The following is a 16,763-nucleotide window of genomic DNA, read 5'->3' as shown; positions in this document are numbered from 1 at the left end:
AGACGGGTCTTGGCGTTCGGCTTGACCGCGATGCGGGCGATGTGGCGGGAAAACCTGCACATTTCCTTCCGACCAAGCGACGAGTTCACCGTCGAGATCGCCGCTCGCCCTGCGGCGTGGATGCCGCCGTCGTCGCTCGCCGGGCTGCAGCACGCCTGCCGCACGGTCGTCGCCGCCTGTCTCGACGGGCGGCAGCTCGACTATGGGCTGTTCGCGGCGGACGGTCGGGCGTGGCACCGGTCGGTCGTCACGCTGGTGCGCGACACGCGCACGGGCACGCCGGTCGCGTTCAACGCGATGCCGCTCCTCCCCGTCCGGCAGGGGGCCGAGACGGTCGATGTGCTGCATCTGGGCTTGGTCATGGTCGATCCCGGTGCGCGCAGCGCCGGGCTGTCGTGGATCCTCTATGGCCTCACCTGCTTCCTGCTGTTCGTGCGCGGGCGCTTCCGGCCCTTGTGGATCAGCAGCGTGACGCAGGTGCCCGCGGTGGTCGGCATGGTCGCCGAAACCTTCGATCGCGTCTGGCCGGGCGGTCGCGAACCGGTGCCGAGCTTCGCCCACCGCTATTTCGCGCGGCAGATCCTGCGCGATCACCGCGACGCTTTCGGTGTCGGCGAAGGCGCGGGGTATGACGCGGACCGGGGCGTCATCACCGATGCCTATACCGGCGGGTCCGACAATCTGAAGAAGCGCTTCGACGTGGCGGCGAAGCACCGCGACGCGCGCTACAACGACTTCTGCCGCGACACGCTCGATTACGTACGGGGGGACGATGTGCTGCAACTCGGCCAGCTGAACTTCGCGACGGCGCAGCGCTTCCTGCGCCGCAGCGTGCCCCGCGCGGCGCTGCCGCAGTTGCTGGTGCAGGTCGCGGTGCTGGCGGCGCAGGCGGTGGTCGCGCCGGTCGTCCAGTGGCTCGCCGCCGACCGATCGCTCGGCGCGCTCAGGCCCGCGCGATGAGCGGCTTCCGCTATGCCGAGATGACGACCCGCAATCGCGGCTTCGTGACGGAGGCGGAACAGGCGCGGCTGCGCGCCGCCACCGTGTTCATCCCCGGCACCGGCGGCATGGGCGGCGCGGCGCTGATGGCGCTGCTGCGCGCCGGGGTCGGCAATTTCATCGTCGCCGATCTCGACGGGTTCGAGGTGTCGAACCTGAACCGGCAGCTGTTCTGCACGCTCGATACGGTGGGCGTGCACAAGGCGCAGGCCGCGCGCGACACGGCGGCGCGGATCAACCCGGAGGCACGGTTCGAGGTGCTGGGGGCGGAGTGGACCGCCGAACTCGACCGTATCGCCGCCAGCGCCGACGTGATCGTCAACGGCATGGACGATGCCGCCGCCGGGGTGCACCTCTATCGCCGGGCAAAGGCGGCGGGGCGGACGGTGATCGATGCCTATGCCTCGCCGCTACCCTCGGTCACGGTGGTGCGCCCGCACGATCCGCGTCCCGAGGAACGGCTGGGCTATCCGACGCCCGGCGTCGAATGGACCGCGGTGGACGCCGCGATGCGCGCCGAATGTCTGGTGCGCGAGATCGAATATGTCCTCGTCCACTCCTCCAGCCACGCGCATGTCGACCTGGCGGTCGCCGCCGAAGTCGCGGCGGGCAAGCGTTCGCGCTTCTCCTTTTCGACGATGGTGACGATGGCGGGCACGATGATGGCCGAGGAAGCGGTGCGGGTGCTCCTGAACCGGCCCGGCGGCACCGATGCGCGCGGCTATTTCTTCAATCCGCACCGTGCCCGCATCGAGCGGCCCAAACCCGCCCCGGTGGCGGCGGTCCGCCGGTTGCTGGTCCGCCGCTTCCTAGCGCGGATGATGGCGGCGGCGTGAGCGTGACGCCGGACCTGATCGTCAATGCCATCGCCCTCGTCGCGGCGGTGCTGGCGATGGTGCCGGTGGCGCAGGCATGGCGGGCGTCGGCGACGGCGGGGCGCGTGCTGGCGCTGCTCGCGGGCCTTGCCCTGCTGCTGGCGGCGCGGCTGCTCGCGTGGAGCGGCACGGCGGCGGCGAACGTGCCGCTGATGCTGGTGGCGAGCTGGCTGCCGCTGCTGGTGCTGCTGGTCGCCGAACAGATCGTGCGCCGCCATGCGCGGGCGTGGATGAAATGGCTGGTGCTCATCGGCGGGCTGGGCTTCACCCTCGCCTCGCTGGTCGCGGGGGCGTGGTGGGACGGGCCGGTGCTGCTGGCGCTCGCCGCGTTGCAGGTGGTCGCGACGCTGTGCGCGGTCGCGGTGCTGGTCGCGGGGCGCCGCGACGTGAGCGCGCCGGAAGCGACGCAGGCGGCGATCTTCGCTGCCGCGCTGCTGGTCGCGCTGCCGCTGGGGGTGAGCGATTTCCGCGCGTTCAGCGACCTGCCGGTGCGCGGCGGGGCCTTCGGCGTGCTGCTGCTGGTGCTGGTGATCGCGCGCTTCGTCGGCGGCACCGCACGCTGGCGCGCGGTGGCGATCGACGTGGCGACGCTGGCCGTCGCCGCCGCGCTGCTGGCGTGGGGCGCAGGCGTGATCTGGCGGGCGGCGTCGACCACCGAGCTGGTACAGGTCGCCGCGATCGGTGCCGCCGTCGCGGCGCTGGCGCTGATCGTGCAGCGGCGCGGCGAAGCACGGCTGCTGGCGCGTACGCATCCCTCGATCGTCGCGGCGGTCGCCGCGCTGCCCGACGATGCGGGCGCTGATGCGATCCTGTCGGCGCATCCGCTGCTGGCGGCGGGGCGGCCGGTCGACGGCGAGGTGCTGGCCCCCTATCCGCCCGGCCTGGTCGGCGCGCTTGCCGAGCGCCGGGTGGCGACGCGCGCGGCGGGCGACCTGGCACGCGACCTGCTCGACGCCACGGCGGCGACGCACCTCGTCCGCCTCTCCGCCGCGCCGCCGCGGTTCCTCGCGGTCGCGGCAGGCGGGCTGACCGGCGATACGCTGGCGGCGGAGCTGGCGGCGGTATCGCGGATGGTGGAAGGTGCTGCGGCATGATCGAATTGCGGCAGGGCGACGTCGACGCATTCTTCGCGGTGCCGTTCGCGGTCTATGATGCGTCGGTCGGCTATGTCTCGCCGATGCGCGGCGATGTGCGGCGGATGCTCGATCCGGAGCGCAACCCGCTGCTGTCGGCGGGCAATCCGCATCGCTTCTGGACGGTGCATCGCGACGGACGCCCGGTCGGGCGGGTGGTGGCGGTGCGGCACGACCCGTCGAACGCCCGCCACGGCACCCGGCGGATGCAGTTCGGCTTCCTCGACGTCGCCGACGACCCGCAAGCCGCCCGCGCGCTGCTCGGCGCAGTGGAGGCGTTCGCGCGGACACACGGCTGCGACGAGGTGGCGGGCAACTTCAACCTGACCGCGATGCAGCAGGCGGGCGTGATGACCGGCGGGTTCGGCGCGCAAGCCTATACCGACATGCTGGTCGGCCCGGCCCATCTGCCGCGCCTGCTGGAAGAAAACGGATACGAGCGCTTCTTCCCGATGACCACCTTTACCCTCGACCTTGCCGGGGCGCAGGTCGCGGGACTGCGCGCGGTGCCCGAAGGATATGACTTCCTGCCGATCACGCGGCGCGACTTCCCCGAACGGATGGAGCAGGCGCGCGCCGTGCTGAACGACGGCTTTGCCGACAATCCGATGTTCGTGCCGCTGACGCGCGAGGAATTCGCGTTCCAGGCGGGCGAGATGTCGGCGATCCTCGATCCGCGCCTGTCGAGCATCCTCGTCCATGACGGGCGACCGGTCGGGGTGATCGTGTGCATTCCCGACCTGAACGGCTTCCTCGCCGCGACGGGATCGCGGATCGGATGGCGGACGCCGTTCCACTTCCTGCGCCACCGGCTGCGACGGCGGCGGGCGGTCATCATCTTCTATTCGGTGGTGCGCGACGCGCATGGCCACGGGCTGATGGGGGGCATGTTGCACCGGCTGGTCGAAACCTTGCGGACGGCGGGCTACCGCGACCTCGGCATCACCTGGATCGCCGACCGGAATGCCGCCAGCCTCCGCCAGATGGCGCGGCTGGGCGCGCGCCCGCTGCACCGGCTGCACCTGTTCCGCAAGGTGCTCGCATGACCCCGGACGAGCAGTACGCGCTGGTGGCGGAGGCGGCGCTGGCCCCCAGCGTCCACAACGTCCAGCCCGCGCGGTGGCGCTTTGCGGGCGACGGCGTGATCCTGTTCGAGGACGCGACGCGCCGCCTGCCCGCCGGGGATCCGACGGCACGCGACGCGGCGACGAGTCTCGGCGCGGCGGCAGAGGGCCTCGCCATCGCGCTGTCGCGTAGCGGGCGGCGGCTGGTCGATCGCGGCGCGACGGACCTGCCCGCGCCAGAGGGCGACCTGCTGCCGCAGCGGCGGTTCGGAATCGAACCGGGGACCGGGGCCGATCCGCTCGGTCCTTACGTCGCGGACCGCCGGTCGCATCGCGGCACCTTCGCCGCCCCGAACGAGGCGCAGCGGCGCGCGGCGGCGGCGCTGGCGGCGGACGACCTCGCCGTCGTTTCCGCCCCGGACGCCATCGCGCGGATCGCCGTCGAGGTCGATCGCGCAGGCCATCGCTTCTTTCGCGACGATGCGTTCCGGCGCGAACTGCTGTCGTGGATGCGGCTGCGGCGACGCGATCCGCGCTGGGCCAAGGACGGCCTCAATGCCGATGCCATGGCGATGTCGCGGGTCGAGGCGGTCGGCGCGGGGCTGGTGATGGGGCCGTTGTTCCGCCCGCTCGACCGGGTCGGCCTTGCCGCCCCGCTGACCGCCGAAGCGGCGAAAATCCGCAGCGCCACCGCGATCGCGCTGTTCCACCGTCCGCACGGCGAAGCGCGCTTCGACAGCGGTCGCGCCTTCTACCGCGCGTGGCTGCGCATCGCGGCGGCGGGATTGGGCGGCGCGGTCATGGCGGCGCTGGCCGACGACCCTGCGGCGGCGGCAAGCGTCGCCGCGCACCTGCCCGCCGGTCGTGAACTGGTCAGCGCGTGGCGGGTGGGGCCAGTGCCCGCCGATGCCGCCTGTCCGCGCGCGCGGATCGCGGTCGATCGCCTGATCGTCTGAAATTCCTCAAAGCAGCTTGAGATATTCGATCAACTGCCGCTTCTCCGTCGCGCTGAGCGCCGCGCCATACACATGCCCGCCGTTGGCGAGGCCGGGGCGGCGCGTGTCGATCCACCCCGGCTGCGACCACGGACGCACGCCCGCCGGATAGCCCCCATCCGCGTCGATCCGCAGCCCGAGCGCGACGAAGTCCAGCGCGTGGCCGCCCGTCCGGAACCGCACCGGGCGCAATGCCGGATCGAGCAGCGCGGCGATCGTCGGCACCGATCCGTTGTGCAGATACGGCGCGCTCGCCCAGATTCCGCCGAGCGGGGGTGCCGCATAGCCGCCGCTGCGCCGCGGCGCGATACGGTCGCGATACGGCGAGGCGCGGACCGCATCGACCAGCGCGTCGCCGAACACTTCGGCGCGAAGCGGATCGGTGCCGACATCGCCGATCCAGTTGGGAAATGCGACCAGCCTCGGCGGCAACCCCGCATCATAGCGCCCGTGGCAGGCGGCGCAGTGCGCGGCATAGACCCTGCCGCCCGCCGTGGCCGCCGCCCGGTCGACCGGGCCGGGAAACGGCTGCGCGCGGGTGCCGGACAGGAAGGCCAGCGTATCGCGCGCCGCCGCGATGCTGCCGCCCGACCGGTCGGGATGGACGCCCATGCTCGGCACGGTGAAGAAGGTGGTGATCGCCGCCTGCGATATGCGGTGGGCGGGCGTCCGGTCGCCCGCGCGGCTCGGTCGGTCCGGCGCATCGCCGGGCACCGCATAGGCCCCGTCGACCAGCAGGCTGCGCCGCCAGTCGCGATAGCCGAGATCGGGGATCGAGACGAAACCGACTTCGCCCGCCCCGCCGTCCCTCAGCGGCACGCCGAGCGCCATCTTCAGCGCGGCGACGCCGTTGGTGCTGCCGGGCAGGCCGTTGGGGAACGGCAGCGGGCGGCCCGCCCCGGCCAGCGCGTCGATCCGCTTCGCCACGCGCGGCAGCACCAGCCATTCGAGCGCAAGGCGTTCGCGCGCCCCCATGTCGGGAAACATCGCCGCCGTCGCGCGGAGCAGGCCGGGCCGGTCCGCCTGCGCGCGGCGCAGCGCGTCATATACTGCGACCGTATAGCCTTCGAGGTTCAGCGAACTGTTCGGCATGCCGAGCCACGCCCGCTCCGGCATCGCGCGGCCTGTCGCATCATAGGTCGCGCCCGCATGGCATGCGGCACAGCCGAGGTTCGCGATCGCGACCGGCAGGCCGCGCACCGGCGACAGCACCCCGTGCGTCATGCCGAGCGGCAGCGGCGATGCACCGGGCTCGGGCAATCCGCCGGGCCAGTTGCCGACCGCCGCCGGGTACAGAAATCCGTAGCGCGACAGGATCGGTCGCAGCGACGCCGCCGCCAGCGGGACCGCCGGATCGTGCCGCCGCGCGTCGAGCACCAGCGCGGCGGCGACCAGCTTCCACGGGACGGCATGGGTGTCGAGCGGCCCCGCCGACAGCCCACCGAAACCGTCGGTACGGAACGCCCAGGCACCGCGCTCGGCATCGCTCCAGCGACCGGGGGGGAGCGGCTGGTCCGCCACCGCATCGTCCGACCCGCGCAGCAGTATCACGGCGGACAGCACCACCGCCGCCGCGATCAGCCCGCCCCGGCCCCAGCGGCGGATCACGCCCACAGGAAACCGAACTCGTCGGCGACCGTGGTGCCGGTCCAGCGGCGGCACAGCCTCTCCAGCGGCCACATCACCAGCCCCGCCGCGACGAAGCCCAGGATCATGCCGCCGATGAACGGCAGCGGCGCGGGATCGTCCATGTTCGTGCCGCTCGCGCCGACGATGCCGACCATCACCGTCAGGAACGCACCCAGCATCAGCACCCCTTCCACCAGCAGGAACAGGATCAGCAGCAGGATGCGCCCTGTCGACAACCGCCTGCCCGGCGATGCCGCGCGCTCCGCGCGACGACGCGCGATCGCCGCCTGTTGCTGCCGGGGGGTGAAGCCGCGCTCGAACCACCATTTCATGGCCGCCACCGCCAGCCCGACCACCGCCGCCGCGACGCCCAGCCCCACCGACGAAGCGGCGGTGGTGCGGTGGTGCAGGACGATCCCCAGCATGACGACGACCGTGCCGCCCGCGATGGCGCGGTACGTCGGCCAGCGGGTGACGTCGACGTCGATGGCGGGGCCGACGGCGGGCCGTCCGGCCAGCGCCCGTGCCGGGGCATCGGCATACCAGCCGTGCGATCGATAGAGCAGCAGCCCGACACCGGCCGTCACCAGCCCGACGAAGGCGGCGCGCGCGACACCGGGCGCGGCGGGAAGGAGATGTTCGGCACCGAGCAGCGCGGCGGCGAGCACCAGCAGCAGCGCCGCGCAGTGCAGCGCCGCCGACCAGCGCCCGGCGCGGAGGAAACCCCGGCGTTCCTCGGCGCTGACCGGGATCGCGGGACCGCTGCCGTCGCGACGGAAGACATGGCCGTTCCCGGTGCGCTCGAACTGCCGGGCCATGCCGGTGTAGCGGTCGAGGGGGATGGTGTCCGGGCGGGGGTTCGGGGGCATCGGAACGTCTCCTGCCGCGCCGTCACGCTCCGGGGGCGCGGCGCGGCGACCTGGCGGAAAGGATGCCCCCGGCACGCGGCCGGGGGCGCGACGGCGGTCATCCTCCGACGCGGCGGAACAGCTTGCCCGTGCGCGGCGTCGCATCGCTCGACGGCCCCATCGCGGCGAGGCGGGTGACGATGCCGCCGGGCGTGCGGGTCATCGTCAGCAGCGTCGATCCGATGCGATAGTTGCCGAACATGTTGTCGGGACCGAATTTGTAGAATTTGATGACGACCGAATCCCCCTGCGGCGTCGCGGTGCACAGGATGCGGGTGTTGGTCTGGAACCCCTGCCCGTTCAGCGTGCACCCGGTCGCGCCGTTGCCCGGCCCGATCGACAGCGTGCGGGTGACGAACGCCGCGATGCTGTCCTGCGGGGTATCGCCGCCGTGGCGGCCGACATTCTCTTCCCAGACATAGCGGCCGTACCAGCTGGACAGCGGGGCCGCCGTGGCGGGGGCCGTCGCCAGCGTGGCGAGGCCGAGGGCGGCGGCGGCTTTGATCGAGATCGACATGATTCTTCTCCCGTTCGTGGCAAGGGTGTAACGTTCGAGCGCGCGGGTGGATCAACGCGCGTGGAGCGGCATGCGACCGGTCAGCGGCGTGACGGCGAAGTCGCTGCCGCCGCGCGGCGAAGGCCACATTGCGACCTGGAAGCGCTGCCTGGCGGCGCAGACATTGACCGTCCACAGCTCGAAATGACCGCCGCGCGCGACGGCGGGGACGGTCGGCCGGCGCGGCACATAGCGCTTCGGCATCACCTGCATCTCCGCCGAAAACACCATCGAGCAGCCGCCGGTCGCCTTGGAATAGGCACCGATCTGCCGCAGCACGTCGGCGGCAAGGCGCGGGCTGGCGAGCGTCCGCCCGGTGGTCTTGATCGGATAGGCCGCGGCGGGCTGCGCGGCGACGGCGGTAACGGCGGCCAGCGCGCCGAGAAGGAAATTGGTGGGCTTCATGGTCGTTCTCCTGATCCGGCACACCCCCCGTCGGGGCGGCCTTTCGCGGCGTCCGGTGCCACGCCACAGGAAATAAGCATCGCTCAATTAATGTAAAATGAACGATGCTCAATTATTTTGAGGAGGTATGTCAGATGGTTGACCGGGCGTGGTTCGGACCGGTTCGGGAACGATCCCGCCCGGTCGTGCGTCGAACCGGCGCGAGCAAGGAGAGCGTCGATGGCCTTTTGCAGCAGCTGCGGAGCGCAACTTCCCGAAGGAGCCCGGTTCTGCCCGGCATGCGGCGCAACCGTCGCGGGCGGTGCCGCTCCGGACGCCCCGCCGCCGCCGCCGCCGCCACCGGTCGCCGGGCCGGAGCGCCGTGCCGATCCCGCGTCGGTGCCGCCGGCAACGGGCGGTGGGGATGGCGGTGCGCGGCTGATCCTGCCGATCGTCGTGGTGATCGCGGCGGCGGTGATCGCCTTCCTGCTATGGTCGCAGCGCGACGGCACCCGGCCGATCGCCGGGGGCGACCCGGCGGCACCGGCGGAACGCACGGCGCCTGCGGACGACGCCGCGCGACCGGAGGCCGCGCCCGACATACCCTCGGGTGTCGACACCGCCACGGCGACGACCGCCGCGTCGCTCGATTCGGCGTTCTCCAGCGATCCGGCCTCCGCCGCCGCGCGCTATGACGGACCGTTGCGCGTATCGGGCACCATCGCGACGATGGTCACGCCGGGACCGACGCCCGCGCTGTCGCTGGAGGGGCGCAGCCGGTTCAACTATGTCATCGTCAACTTCCCCGACGGCTATCGCCAGGCGCTGGCCCCGCTGGCGAAGGGACAGCGCATCGCCGTCGCATGCGCGCGGGTGTCGGCGCTGGGCGGGACGACGATCCTGCACGGCTGCACGCTGACCGAATGAGGCGGTGAGCCCGGAGCGGGATGGCTTCAGGCAGCCCCGTCGGTCATCGGCCTCTACCGTGCCGCCAGCGCGGAACGCTCCGCCGCCGCGTCGAGCGGTTCGCCCGTGGCCATCGCCTGCGCATCGGCCATCATCTCGCTCGATCCGGCCTGGGCATAGGCGGTGGTGGCCGCGCCGCCGCTGCCGTACAGCCGCTCGATCCGCCACGACCCCTTGCCCGCACAGGCGATGCCGTCGGTGGCCCCCCGGGTGAAGGTCCGGCACAGATCGCCGCCTGCCCGGCGGAAGCTGATGCCGATCCGCACCGGATCGGCCGCCGTCTGCGTCGAGGCGAGCTGGGTGTCGAGCGCGTGGGCGAGGCTCCCTTGCGCCACCGCCGTGCCGCTTTCGATCGCGAGGTCGCCGCCGCCGCGCGGCACCAGTTGCCCGAGCAGCACCCCGGCGACGAGGCTGGCGGCGATCGCGCCCCACCAGCGCGGTGCCGCACGCCGCCGCGCCGCGACCGGCAACGCGACGACATTGTCGCCGCGTCCGAACAGCGCCACGACCCCGGCGGGCAGCGGCTGCGCGTCCAGCCCGGCGAACCCGCCGCGCAATCGTGCGGTCAGCGCGCGCTGCGCCGCGACCTCCGCGGCCAGCGTCGGATCGGCGGCGATGGCCCGTTCGACCCGCCCCGCCGACACCGCATCCAGTTCGCCGTCGGCATAGGCCAGCAGCAGTTCGGGTTCGATCGTCATGCCGCTTCTCCCAGCAGGGTCATCAGCGCCGCGCGCCCGCGCAGCAACCGCGAGGTCAGCGTACCGATCGGGATGTCGAGCATCTCGGCAGCCTCCTTGTAGGCGAAGCCCTCGATCGTCACCAGCACCACCGCCTCCCGCTGTTCGGCGGGCAGTTTCGCCAGCGCCGCGCCCACGTCGTGCATCGCCACCCGCGCCTCCTGTCCGCCGTCCTGCCCGATCGCCTCGCCCGCATCGGGCGGCACGAAGGTCTGGCCGCGCCGCGTCTCCGCCCGCACCGTGTCGATCCACAGGTTGCGCAGGATGCGGATCGCCCACGCATCGATCCGGGTGCCCGGCTGCCACTGGTCGCGCCGCGCCAGCGCCCGCTCGACCCCGGCCTGCAACAGGTCGTCGCCGTCCGCCGGGCTGTGTGCCAGCGCATGCGCCACCCGCCGCAACCGGGGCAGATGGGCCAGCAGTTCATCCTCGAAGCGCAACCCGTCCTTCCCCTCGCATTCGTGCAGTAAACGGATGCGGCCATCCGTTTCATCCGGCAGGAAGATACTGCTGGCAAAAAAGGCGGGACGCGATGATCCGATGGAATGGCGCGATGGCGATGTTGCTCGCCGCACTGCCCGGTGCGGCGGCGGCACAGCTGCTGCCCGGCCTGCCCGCACCGGTCGGCGGGGCGGTCGATCGGCTGACGCGGGCGCTGCCGGTCGAACCGGCGCTGCGCGGCGCGGAACGGCTGGCGCAGGACGCGACCGCGCGGGCGCGCGATCTGGCGCGGCGCTATCCCGACCGGATCGAGCTGGACCGCGGGCAGCCGGTGCGGCGCGGCGAGGTGACGCTGCTCGACCCCGATCCCGCGACGCTGGCGCTGGCGCAGGGCGCGGGGTTCGTCGTGCTCGAGCGCGAGCGGTTCGACGAACTGGGGCTGGGCTTCGCGCGGCTGCGCGTGCCCGGTGGCCTGTCGGCGGCGGACGGGGTGCGGCGGCTGTCGCGGATCGTCGGCGCGGGGCGGGTGAGCAGCGATCCGCTGCATGTCGCCAGCGGGTCGGGCGGGTCGGCGGCGATGCCCCCTGCCCCCGCCCCGCCGCCCGCCGCATCCCGCCGCGCGATCGGCATCATCGACGGCGGCGTCGCCCCGGCCACGCCGGGGCTGGCCGCGCAACAGGGCTTTGCCGCCGGTGCCCCGCGCGCGAGCGACCATGCGAGCGCCATCGCATCGCTGCTGACCGGCGGCGGCGGCATCCGCCCGAGCGCGCCCGGTGCGGCGCTGCATGTCGCCGACGTCTATGGCAGCGATCCGGCGGGCGGCAGCGCCACCGCCATCGCCCGCGCGCTCGCGTGGATGGTGCGCGCGCGGGTGCCGGTGGTCGTCGTCAGCCTTGCGGGACCGCCCAACCCGCTGCTCGGCCGCGTCGTGGCGGCGGCGCGGACGCATGGCACGATCGTGGTCGCGGCGGTCGGCAACGACGGCCCCGCCGCGCCGCCCGCCTATCCGGCAAGCTATCCGCAGGCGATCGCCGTCACCGGGGTGGACGGTCGCGGGCGGGCGTTGATCGAGGCGGGCCGCGCGACCCATCTCGACTATGCCGCCCCCGGCGCCGACATGCTGGCGCTCGGCAGCGACGGTCGCCCGCGCGGCGTGCGCGGCACCTCGTTCGCCGCGCCGCTGGTCGCCGCGCGGCTGTCGGCGGTGCTCAACGGCGACGCGACGGCGGCCCTCGCCACGCTCGACCGCGAGGCGCGGCGCGGGGCCGCGCGCACCGGACGCGGCGTGCTGTGCGGTGACTGCCGGACGGTGCGGTAGCGCGGCGAAAAATCGCAGGCGGCGGGATTAAACCGAAACCGGCATCCGTTCCTGTCTCGAAGCACCCGCGGGTGCGACGAACAGGAGACAGGCGATGAAGATGATGCTGATCGGGATGATGGTGGCCGCCGGACTGGCCGGACCGGCGTCGGCGCAGCTGCTCGGCGGCGGCGGCGGGCTTGGCGGGAGCATCGGCGGCGGATTGGGCGGAAGCCTCGGCGGCAATCTCGGCGGGATTACGGACCGGATGGGACCGACCGTCGAGCGCGTGCGCGATCGCACCGCCACCACCGCCCGCCGGACCCGCGACGATGTCGCCATCGAGCGCAGCGTCGACCGGCGCTCGGGCCGGGTCCGCGCCGACGGACGCGCGCAGGGCGGCGGAGCGCTGGACGGCGAAGCCGGGTTGCCCGGCCGTTCGGGCAGCGGGAGCGTGGCCGGATCGGGCAGCGCGACGGGCGGCGTCGATGCGCAACTGATCGGTACGGACGCGGTGCGCGACACGGCGCGGGGCACCCGCGACCGGATCGGACAGGGTGTCGCCACCGTCCGCGACCGCGCGACCGGCACTGCCGCCGCCACCGGCGAACGGGCGCGCGGTATCGCGGGCAGCCTGAACGGATCGGCGAGCGGCAGCGGCTCGGCGGGGAACGGCGGCGGCAGCGCCTCTGCCGTGCTCGGGCTCGCAGGCAGCACCGCTCCGGCCCCTGCGCTCGAACCGGGCAGCATCGTGCGCGATGCGCAGGGCCGCGCGATCGGGCGCATCCGCCAGATCCGCCGCGACGCCGCCGGACGTGCCGAAGCGGTGACGATGGCGGTCGGCCGCCGGGTGGCGACGCTGCCCGCCGACAACTTCACCGTACAGGGCGACGTGCTCGTCTCGGCCAGGGGCGAGGGCGCGATCCGGCGCACCGCCGACGACCGGGCGGACTGATCCCGCCGGGCCTTCCCGCCGGGAGCGGCGGCGAACCATGACGGTGCGTTGCCGGACGGTGCGTTCGGCAATGCCCGTCATGGCTTGTAGCGTTCCGCTATATGGATCATCATTCCACATAGCGACTCACAAGATGTCGCAACCATAGGAGAGAAGCATGCGGGATCGGTGGACGAGCCTGAGGCGGACGCTTGCGTTCGCACTGGCCGGAACGGCAGCGGCAACGCTGTTTGCGGCACCCTCGGCGGCACAGCGCCAGATCGAGACGCTGGATCGCGGCGTGGTGGTGGTGCCCGCCGACGGCGGCGGCAACCTCGTCAGCTGGCGCGTGACCGCGAACGACACCGCAGCGACCGGCTTCAACGTCTATCGCGGCGCGACGCTGCTCAACCCCAGTCCGATCACCGATCGCAGCAACTTCGTCGATACCGGCGGCTCCTCCGCATCGACCTACACCATCCGTCCCGTCGTCAACGGCAGCGTCGGCGCGGCCACGGCGGCGGCGGCGGTATGGAGCGCGGGCTATCTCTCGGTACCGCTCCAGCAGCCCGCCGGGGGAACCAGCGGGGATTCAAGCTATACCTACGCCGCCAACGACGCGAGCGTCGGCGACCTCGACGGCGACGGCCAGTATGAGATCGTGCTCAAATGGGAGCCGACCAACGCCAAGGACAATTCGCAGAGCGGCTATACCGGCCCGGTCATCCTCGACGCCTACAAGCTGAACGGCACCCGGCTGTGGCGGATCAACCTCGGGCGCAACATCCGCGCGGGCGCACACTATACCCAGTTCATGGTGTTCGACTTCGACGGCGACGGCAAGGCGGAGGTCATGATGAAGACCGCCGACGGCGTCCGCGACGGACAGGGCGTCGCGATCGGCAATGCGTCGGCGGACTATCGCAACACCAGCGGCTATGTGCTGGCCGGTCCCGAATATCTGACCGTCTTCAACGGGCAGAGCGGCGCGGCGATGGCGACGATCAACTACAATCCGCCGCGCCATCCGACCACCCAGTCGCCCACGTCGGCGCAACTCAATACGGTCTGGGGCGACGGCTATGGCAACCGGGTGGACCGGTTCCTCGGCGCGGTCGCCTATCTCGACGGGCGACGGCCGAGCGCGGTGTTCGCGCGGGGCTATTACACCCGCACCACGCTATGGGCGGTCGACTGGCGGGGCGGCCAGCTGACGCAGCGCTGGTATTTCGACAGCGACAGCGCAGGGTCCCAGTATCGCGGACAGGGCAACCACAATCTGTCGGTCGCCGATGTCGACGGCGACGGTCGCGACGAGATCGTCTACGGCGCGATGGTGCTCGACGACAACGGGGCTGCGCTCTGGACCAGCGGCTTGGGGCACGGCGATGCGATGCATGTGTCCGACCTGATCCCGTCGCGTCCCGGCCTCGAACGCTTCGGCGTGCATGAATCGGTGGGGACGAACGGCGGAATCGGCTCGGCGATGCTCGATGCGCGGACCGGCGCGCGCATCTGGACGACCAGCGCCAGCGCCGACACCGGACGCGGCGTCGCGATGGACATCGACCCGCGCCATGCCGGGGCCGAGGCCTGGGCGTCGAACAACAACAATCTGTACAGCGCGACCGGCAGCGTGATCGGGACCAAGCCGCCGTCGGCGAACTTCGGCATCTGGTGGGACGGCGACCTGCTGCGCGAACTCCACGACCGCGGAAACATCGACAAGTGGAACTGGACGACGGCCACGACGACGCGGCTGCTGACCCCGTCGGGCACGACCAGCGTCAACGGGACCAAGGCCAATCCGTCGCTGACCGCCGACATCCTCGGCGACTGGCGCGAGGAACTGATCCTGCCGACCACCGACAACAGCGCGTTGCGAATCTACGCCACGCCCTATCCGACCAGCTACCGGCTGCGGACGCTGATGCACGATCCGGTCTATCGCCTCGGCGTCGCGTGGCAGAACGTGGCGTACAACCAGCCGCCGCACACGAGCTATTTCCTCGGGGACGGCGCGAATCTTTCGGGGGGATGAGTGCCGCGAACCCGTGGCGTCGGCGCGGGCCGATCCTCGGATCGGTCCTGCTGCTGGCCAGCCTCGCCACATGGTTCGTCGCCACGACCGGGGATACGCCGGTCGTGGCACCGACCGGTTCGGTGACGGTCCGCCCGACGGCCGCGCCGCCCGCCGCAGCACCTCCCGTCATCGCCGAGCCGCTGCTGACGCCGCCCACGCCGCCGTCGCTCCCCGAAGCGGTCGCCGCTGCGCCCGATGCGTTCGTCGGCGCCTGGCGGGCGGCGGACGGGCAACGGCTGCACGTCACCGCGACCGGCAGCGACCGCTACGGCGTGACGGTCGGCAGCGAGCAATATGACGGCGTGCTGCGGGACGGACGTGTCCATTTCCCGCGCGGGATCGACGGCGAATGGCTTCAGGCGACGGCGGCGGGCGACTGCCTGTTGCTGGGCAGCGGCACGCGCTTCTGCCGCTAGAGCGTGATGACGTGATGTTAACCCGTCGTGATTGTCCTGAGCCGTTCGTCGGCGAGGAGCGGCGCGCAGCGCAGGCTGGTAGCCCGTGCAAGCGGCGCGACGACGTCCGGCGGGCGGCTCGGGACAACCCGCGGCGCGGCGGGCGGAATGTCGTCCGTGGCGTCGTCGCTCGTCCGTCACGGAGGCAAAGCCCCGTTCCTTCCTCGCTCCTGTCCACGAACGACATTCCGCTCCGTCACGACGGGGCAACATCACGTCATCACGCTCTAATGCCGATGCTCAGTCCGCAGCAACGCTCGCCAGCGCCACCTCCTCGGCATCGCCCAGCACCACGCCGACGCGCTGGTGCAGACCGGCGGGCGGGATGTCGAGGATGCGGGTGGTCCCGTCGCTCGCGGCACCGCCCGCCTGCTCGATCAGGAACGCCATCGGATTGGCCTCGTACAGCAGGCGCAGCCGTGCCTTGCCCGCCGAACGGTGGTCGACCGGATAGAGGAAGATGCCGCCGCGCTTGAGGATGCGGTGCACGTCGGCGACCATCGATGCGGTCCAGCGCATGTTGTAGTCGCGCCCGAGCGGCCCCTCGCTGCCCAGCACGCGCTGTTCGACATAGTCGGCGATGTGCGGCGACCACTGGCGGCGGCGCGCCAGGTTGACCGCGAATTCGCGCGTGCCCGCCGGGATGCGGATCGGGCCATCCGTGAGCCGCCACGACCCCACTTCGCGGTCGAGGGTGAATTCATACACCCCGGTGCCGAGCGTCAGGATCAACAGCGTCTGCGGGCCGTAGATGGCATAGCCCGCCGCGACCTGTTCGCTGCCGCGCTGGAGGAAATCGGCCTCGGTCACCTCGCGCCCGGCGCAATCCTCGGGCGCGCGCAGGACCGAGAAGATCGTGCCGACCGAGAGGTCGACGTCGATGTTGCTCGACCCGTCGATCGGATCGAACAGCAACAGATATTCGCCGCGCGGATAGCGGTTGGGGATGCGATGGATCGTCTCCATCTCCTCCGACGCCATCGCCGCCAGATGCCCGCCCCATTCATTGGCGTCGAGCAGCAGGTCGTTGGCGATCACGTCCAGCTTCTTCTGCACCTCGCCCTGCACATTCTCGCTGCCGAGCGCACCGAGCACATCGCCGAGCGCCCCCTTCGAGATCGCATGACCGACCGCCTTGCACGCGCGGGCGACCGTCTCGATCAGCAGGCGCAGTTCGGCGGGACAGGTCGCTTCCGAAGCGCGCTGCTGCTCGATCAAAAAGCGCGAAAGGGTAATCGGGTTCATCGCATCGTCTCCAGCCGGGCCGCGTTCGTCCGCCCATGCGCGAAAAGCCGGGGCTTGACCAG

Annotated in this window: 17 protein-coding genes; 10 read left to right on the top strand and 7 right to left on the bottom strand. The window is 72.2% G+C overall.

Annotated features, from left to right (window positions below):
* Nucleotides 1–9: 9 nt before the first annotated feature.
* The 5 genes from ABLE43_RS01405 to ABLE43_RS01385 are packed head-to-tail and all read left to right on the top strand — an operon-like array spanning nt 10 to nt 5,027.
* Nucleotides 10–960 carry a hypothetical protein gene (locus ABLE43_RS01405; protein ID WP_348976675.1) on the top strand — a complete coding sequence of 317 codons (951 nt, stop codon included), beginning with the start codon at nt 10–12 and terminating at the stop codon, nt 958–960.
* A complete protein-coding gene (locus tag ABLE43_RS01400) occupies nt 957–1,835 on the top strand; it encodes a HesA/MoeB/ThiF family protein (protein WP_348976674.1) in 879 nt (292 codons plus the stop codon). Before ABLE43_RS01405 ends, ABLE43_RS01400 begins: the two co-directional genes overlap by 4 nt.
* Nucleotides 1,832–2,968: a hypothetical protein gene (locus tag ABLE43_RS01395; protein ID WP_348976673.1), complete on the top strand. Its 1,137-nt coding sequence runs from the start codon at nt 1,832–1,834 to the stop codon at nt 2,966–2,968. Before ABLE43_RS01400 ends, ABLE43_RS01395 begins: the two co-directional genes overlap by 4 nt.
* On the top strand, nt 2,965–4,053 hold the full coding sequence (locus ABLE43_RS01390) for a GNAT family N-acetyltransferase (RefSeq protein ID WP_348976672.1): 1,089 nt from the start codon (nt 2,965–2,967) through the stop codon (nt 4,051–4,053). Before ABLE43_RS01395 ends, ABLE43_RS01390 begins: the two co-directional genes overlap by 4 nt.
* The gene (locus tag ABLE43_RS01385; RefSeq protein WP_348976671.1) at nt 4,050–5,027 is read left to right on the top strand and encodes a nitroreductase family protein; all 978 of its coding nucleotides are present in this window, start codon (nt 4,050–4,052) and stop codon (nt 5,025–5,027) included. The genes ABLE43_RS01390 and ABLE43_RS01385 overlap by 4 nt, the downstream gene beginning before the upstream one ends.
* Nucleotides 5,028–5,033: 6 nt before the next feature.
* On the opposite strand, the gene ABLE43_RS01380 is transcribed toward ABLE43_RS01385, so the two are convergent.
* The 4 genes from ABLE43_RS01380 to ABLE43_RS01365 form a co-directional block, all read right to left on the bottom strand.
* A complete protein-coding gene (locus tag ABLE43_RS01380) occupies nt 5,034–6,680 on the bottom strand; it encodes a c-type cytochrome (RefSeq protein WP_348976670.1) in 1,647 nt (548 codons plus the stop codon).
* On the bottom strand, nt 6,671–7,564 hold the full coding sequence (locus ABLE43_RS01375) for a hypothetical protein (RefSeq protein WP_348976669.1): 894 nt from the start codon (nt 7,562–7,564) through the stop codon (nt 6,671–6,673). Before ABLE43_RS01375 ends, ABLE43_RS01380 begins: the two co-directional genes overlap by 10 nt.
* A 97-nt stretch (nt 7,565–7,661) precedes the next feature.
* Nucleotides 7,662–8,120 (bottom strand): DUF5991 domain-containing protein, encoded by a 459-nt coding sequence (locus ABLE43_RS01370; RefSeq protein WP_348976668.1) that lies wholly within the window; start codon nt 8,118–8,120, stop codon nt 7,662–7,664.
* Between the two features lie 51 nt (nt 8,121–8,171).
* Nucleotides 8,172–8,564, bottom strand: a complete 393-nt coding sequence (locus ABLE43_RS01365; RefSeq protein WP_348976667.1) for a hypothetical protein — start codon at nt 8,562–8,564, stop codon at nt 8,172–8,174.
* A gap of 219 nt (nt 8,565–8,783) precedes the next feature.
* On the opposite strand from ABLE43_RS01365, the gene ABLE43_RS01360 reads away from it, so the two are divergent.
* Entirely contained in the window at nt 8,784–9,470 is a 687-nt protein-coding gene (locus ABLE43_RS01360; protein WP_348976666.1) for a zinc ribbon domain-containing protein, read from the top strand.
* Nucleotides 9,471–9,523: 53 nt separating this feature from the next.
* Here ABLE43_RS01360 and ABLE43_RS01355 read toward each other — a convergent pair whose 3' ends face one another.
* Nucleotides 9,524–10,207, bottom strand: a complete 684-nt coding sequence (locus ABLE43_RS01355) for an anti-sigma factor family protein (protein ID WP_348976665.1) — start codon at nt 10,205–10,207, stop codon at nt 9,524–9,526.
* Nucleotides 10,204–10,686 carry an RNA polymerase sigma factor gene (locus tag ABLE43_RS01350; RefSeq protein WP_348976664.1) on the bottom strand — a complete coding sequence of 161 codons (483 nt, stop codon included), beginning with the start codon at nt 10,684–10,686 and terminating at the stop codon, nt 10,204–10,206. Before ABLE43_RS01350 ends, ABLE43_RS01355 begins: the two co-directional genes overlap by 4 nt.
* Before the next feature lie 92 nt (nt 10,687–10,778).
* Here ABLE43_RS01350 and ABLE43_RS01345 point away from each other — a divergent pair, with 92 nt between their 5' ends.
* The 4 genes from ABLE43_RS01345 to ABLE43_RS01330 all read left to right on the top strand — a co-directional run bounded on the left by ABLE43_RS01345 (nt 10,779) and on the right by ABLE43_RS01330 (nt 15,417).
* Nucleotides 10,779–12,005 (top strand): S8 family serine peptidase, encoded by a 1,227-nt coding sequence (locus ABLE43_RS01345; RefSeq protein WP_348976663.1) that lies wholly within the window; start codon nt 10,779–10,781, stop codon nt 12,003–12,005.
* 94 nt (nt 12,006–12,099) lie between these two features.
* Nucleotides 12,100–12,939, top strand: coding sequence for a hypothetical protein (locus ABLE43_RS01340; RefSeq protein ID WP_348976662.1), 840 nt, complete (start codon nt 12,100–12,102; stop codon nt 12,937–12,939).
* A 157-nt stretch (nt 12,940–13,096) separates the two neighbouring features.
* Nucleotides 13,097–14,959 (top strand): rhamnogalacturonan lyase, encoded by a 1,863-nt coding sequence (locus ABLE43_RS01335; protein WP_348976661.1) that lies wholly within the window; start codon nt 13,097–13,099, stop codon nt 14,957–14,959.
* Complete coding sequence (locus ABLE43_RS01330; protein ID WP_348976660.1) at nt 14,956–15,417, top strand: hypothetical protein; 462 nt, start codon at nt 14,956–14,958, stop codon at nt 15,415–15,417. Before ABLE43_RS01335 ends, ABLE43_RS01330 begins: the two co-directional genes overlap by 4 nt.
* Nucleotides 15,418–15,696: 279 nt before the next feature.
* On the opposite strand, the gene ABLE43_RS01325 is transcribed toward ABLE43_RS01330, so the two are convergent.
* Nucleotides 15,697–16,701 (bottom strand): class 1 fructose-bisphosphatase, encoded by a 1,005-nt coding sequence (locus ABLE43_RS01325; protein WP_348976659.1) that lies wholly within the window; start codon nt 16,699–16,701, stop codon nt 15,697–15,699.
* Between the last annotated feature and the right edge of the window lie 62 nt (nt 16,702–16,763).

This window comes from Sphingomonas silueang, assembly GCF_040049155.1.
Classification (GTDB): Bacteria; Pseudomonadota; Alphaproteobacteria; order Sphingomonadales; family Sphingomonadaceae; genus Sphingomonas; species Sphingomonas silueang.
This window is presented reverse-complemented; position numbering and strand designations above follow the sequence as displayed.

Bases quoted from the DNA above. Each gene is read 5' to 3' on its own strand.
- ABLE43_RS01345 (WP_348976663.1), top strand. From the start codon at position 10,779: ATGATCCGATGGAATGGCGCGATGGCGATGTTGCTCGCCGCACTGCCC.
- ABLE43_RS01370 (WP_348976668.1), bottom strand. From the start codon at position 8,120: ATGTCGATCTCGATCAAAGCCGCCGCCGCCCTCGGCCTCGCCACGCTG.
- ABLE43_RS01365 (WP_348976667.1), bottom strand. From the start codon at position 8,564: ATGAAGCCCACCAATTTCCTTCTCGGCGCGCTGGCCGCCGTTACCGCC.
- ABLE43_RS01400 (WP_348976674.1), top strand. From the start codon at position 957: ATGAGCGGCTTCCGCTATGCCGAGATGACGACCCGCAATCGCGGCTTC.
- ABLE43_RS01385 (WP_348976671.1), top strand. From the start codon at position 4,050: ATGACCCCGGACGAGCAGTACGCGCTGGTGGCGGAGGCGGCGCTGGCC.
- ABLE43_RS01355 (WP_348976665.1), bottom strand. From the start codon at position 10,207: ATGACGATCGAACCCGAACTGCTGCTGGCCTATGCCGACGGCGAACTG.
- ABLE43_RS01390 (WP_348976672.1), top strand. From the start codon at position 2,965: ATGATCGAATTGCGGCAGGGCGACGTCGACGCATTCTTCGCGGTGCCG.
- ABLE43_RS01335 (WP_348976661.1), top strand. From the start codon at position 13,097: ATGCGGGATCGGTGGACGAGCCTGAGGCGGACGCTTGCGTTCGCACTG.
- ABLE43_RS01340 (WP_348976662.1), top strand. From the start codon at position 12,100: ATGAAGATGATGCTGATCGGGATGATGGTGGCCGCCGGACTGGCCGGA.
- ABLE43_RS01330 (WP_348976660.1), top strand. From the start codon at position 14,956: ATGAGTGCCGCGAACCCGTGGCGTCGGCGCGGGCCGATCCTCGGATCG.
- ABLE43_RS01360 (WP_348976666.1), top strand. From the start codon at position 8,784: ATGGCCTTTTGCAGCAGCTGCGGAGCGCAACTTCCCGAAGGAGCCCGG.
- ABLE43_RS01325 (WP_348976659.1), bottom strand. From the start codon at position 16,701: ATGAACCCGATTACCCTTTCGCGCTTTTTGATCGAGCAGCAGCGCGCT.
- ABLE43_RS01375 (WP_348976669.1), bottom strand. From the start codon at position 7,564: ATGCCCCCGAACCCCCGCCCGGACACCATCCCCCTCGACCGCTACACC.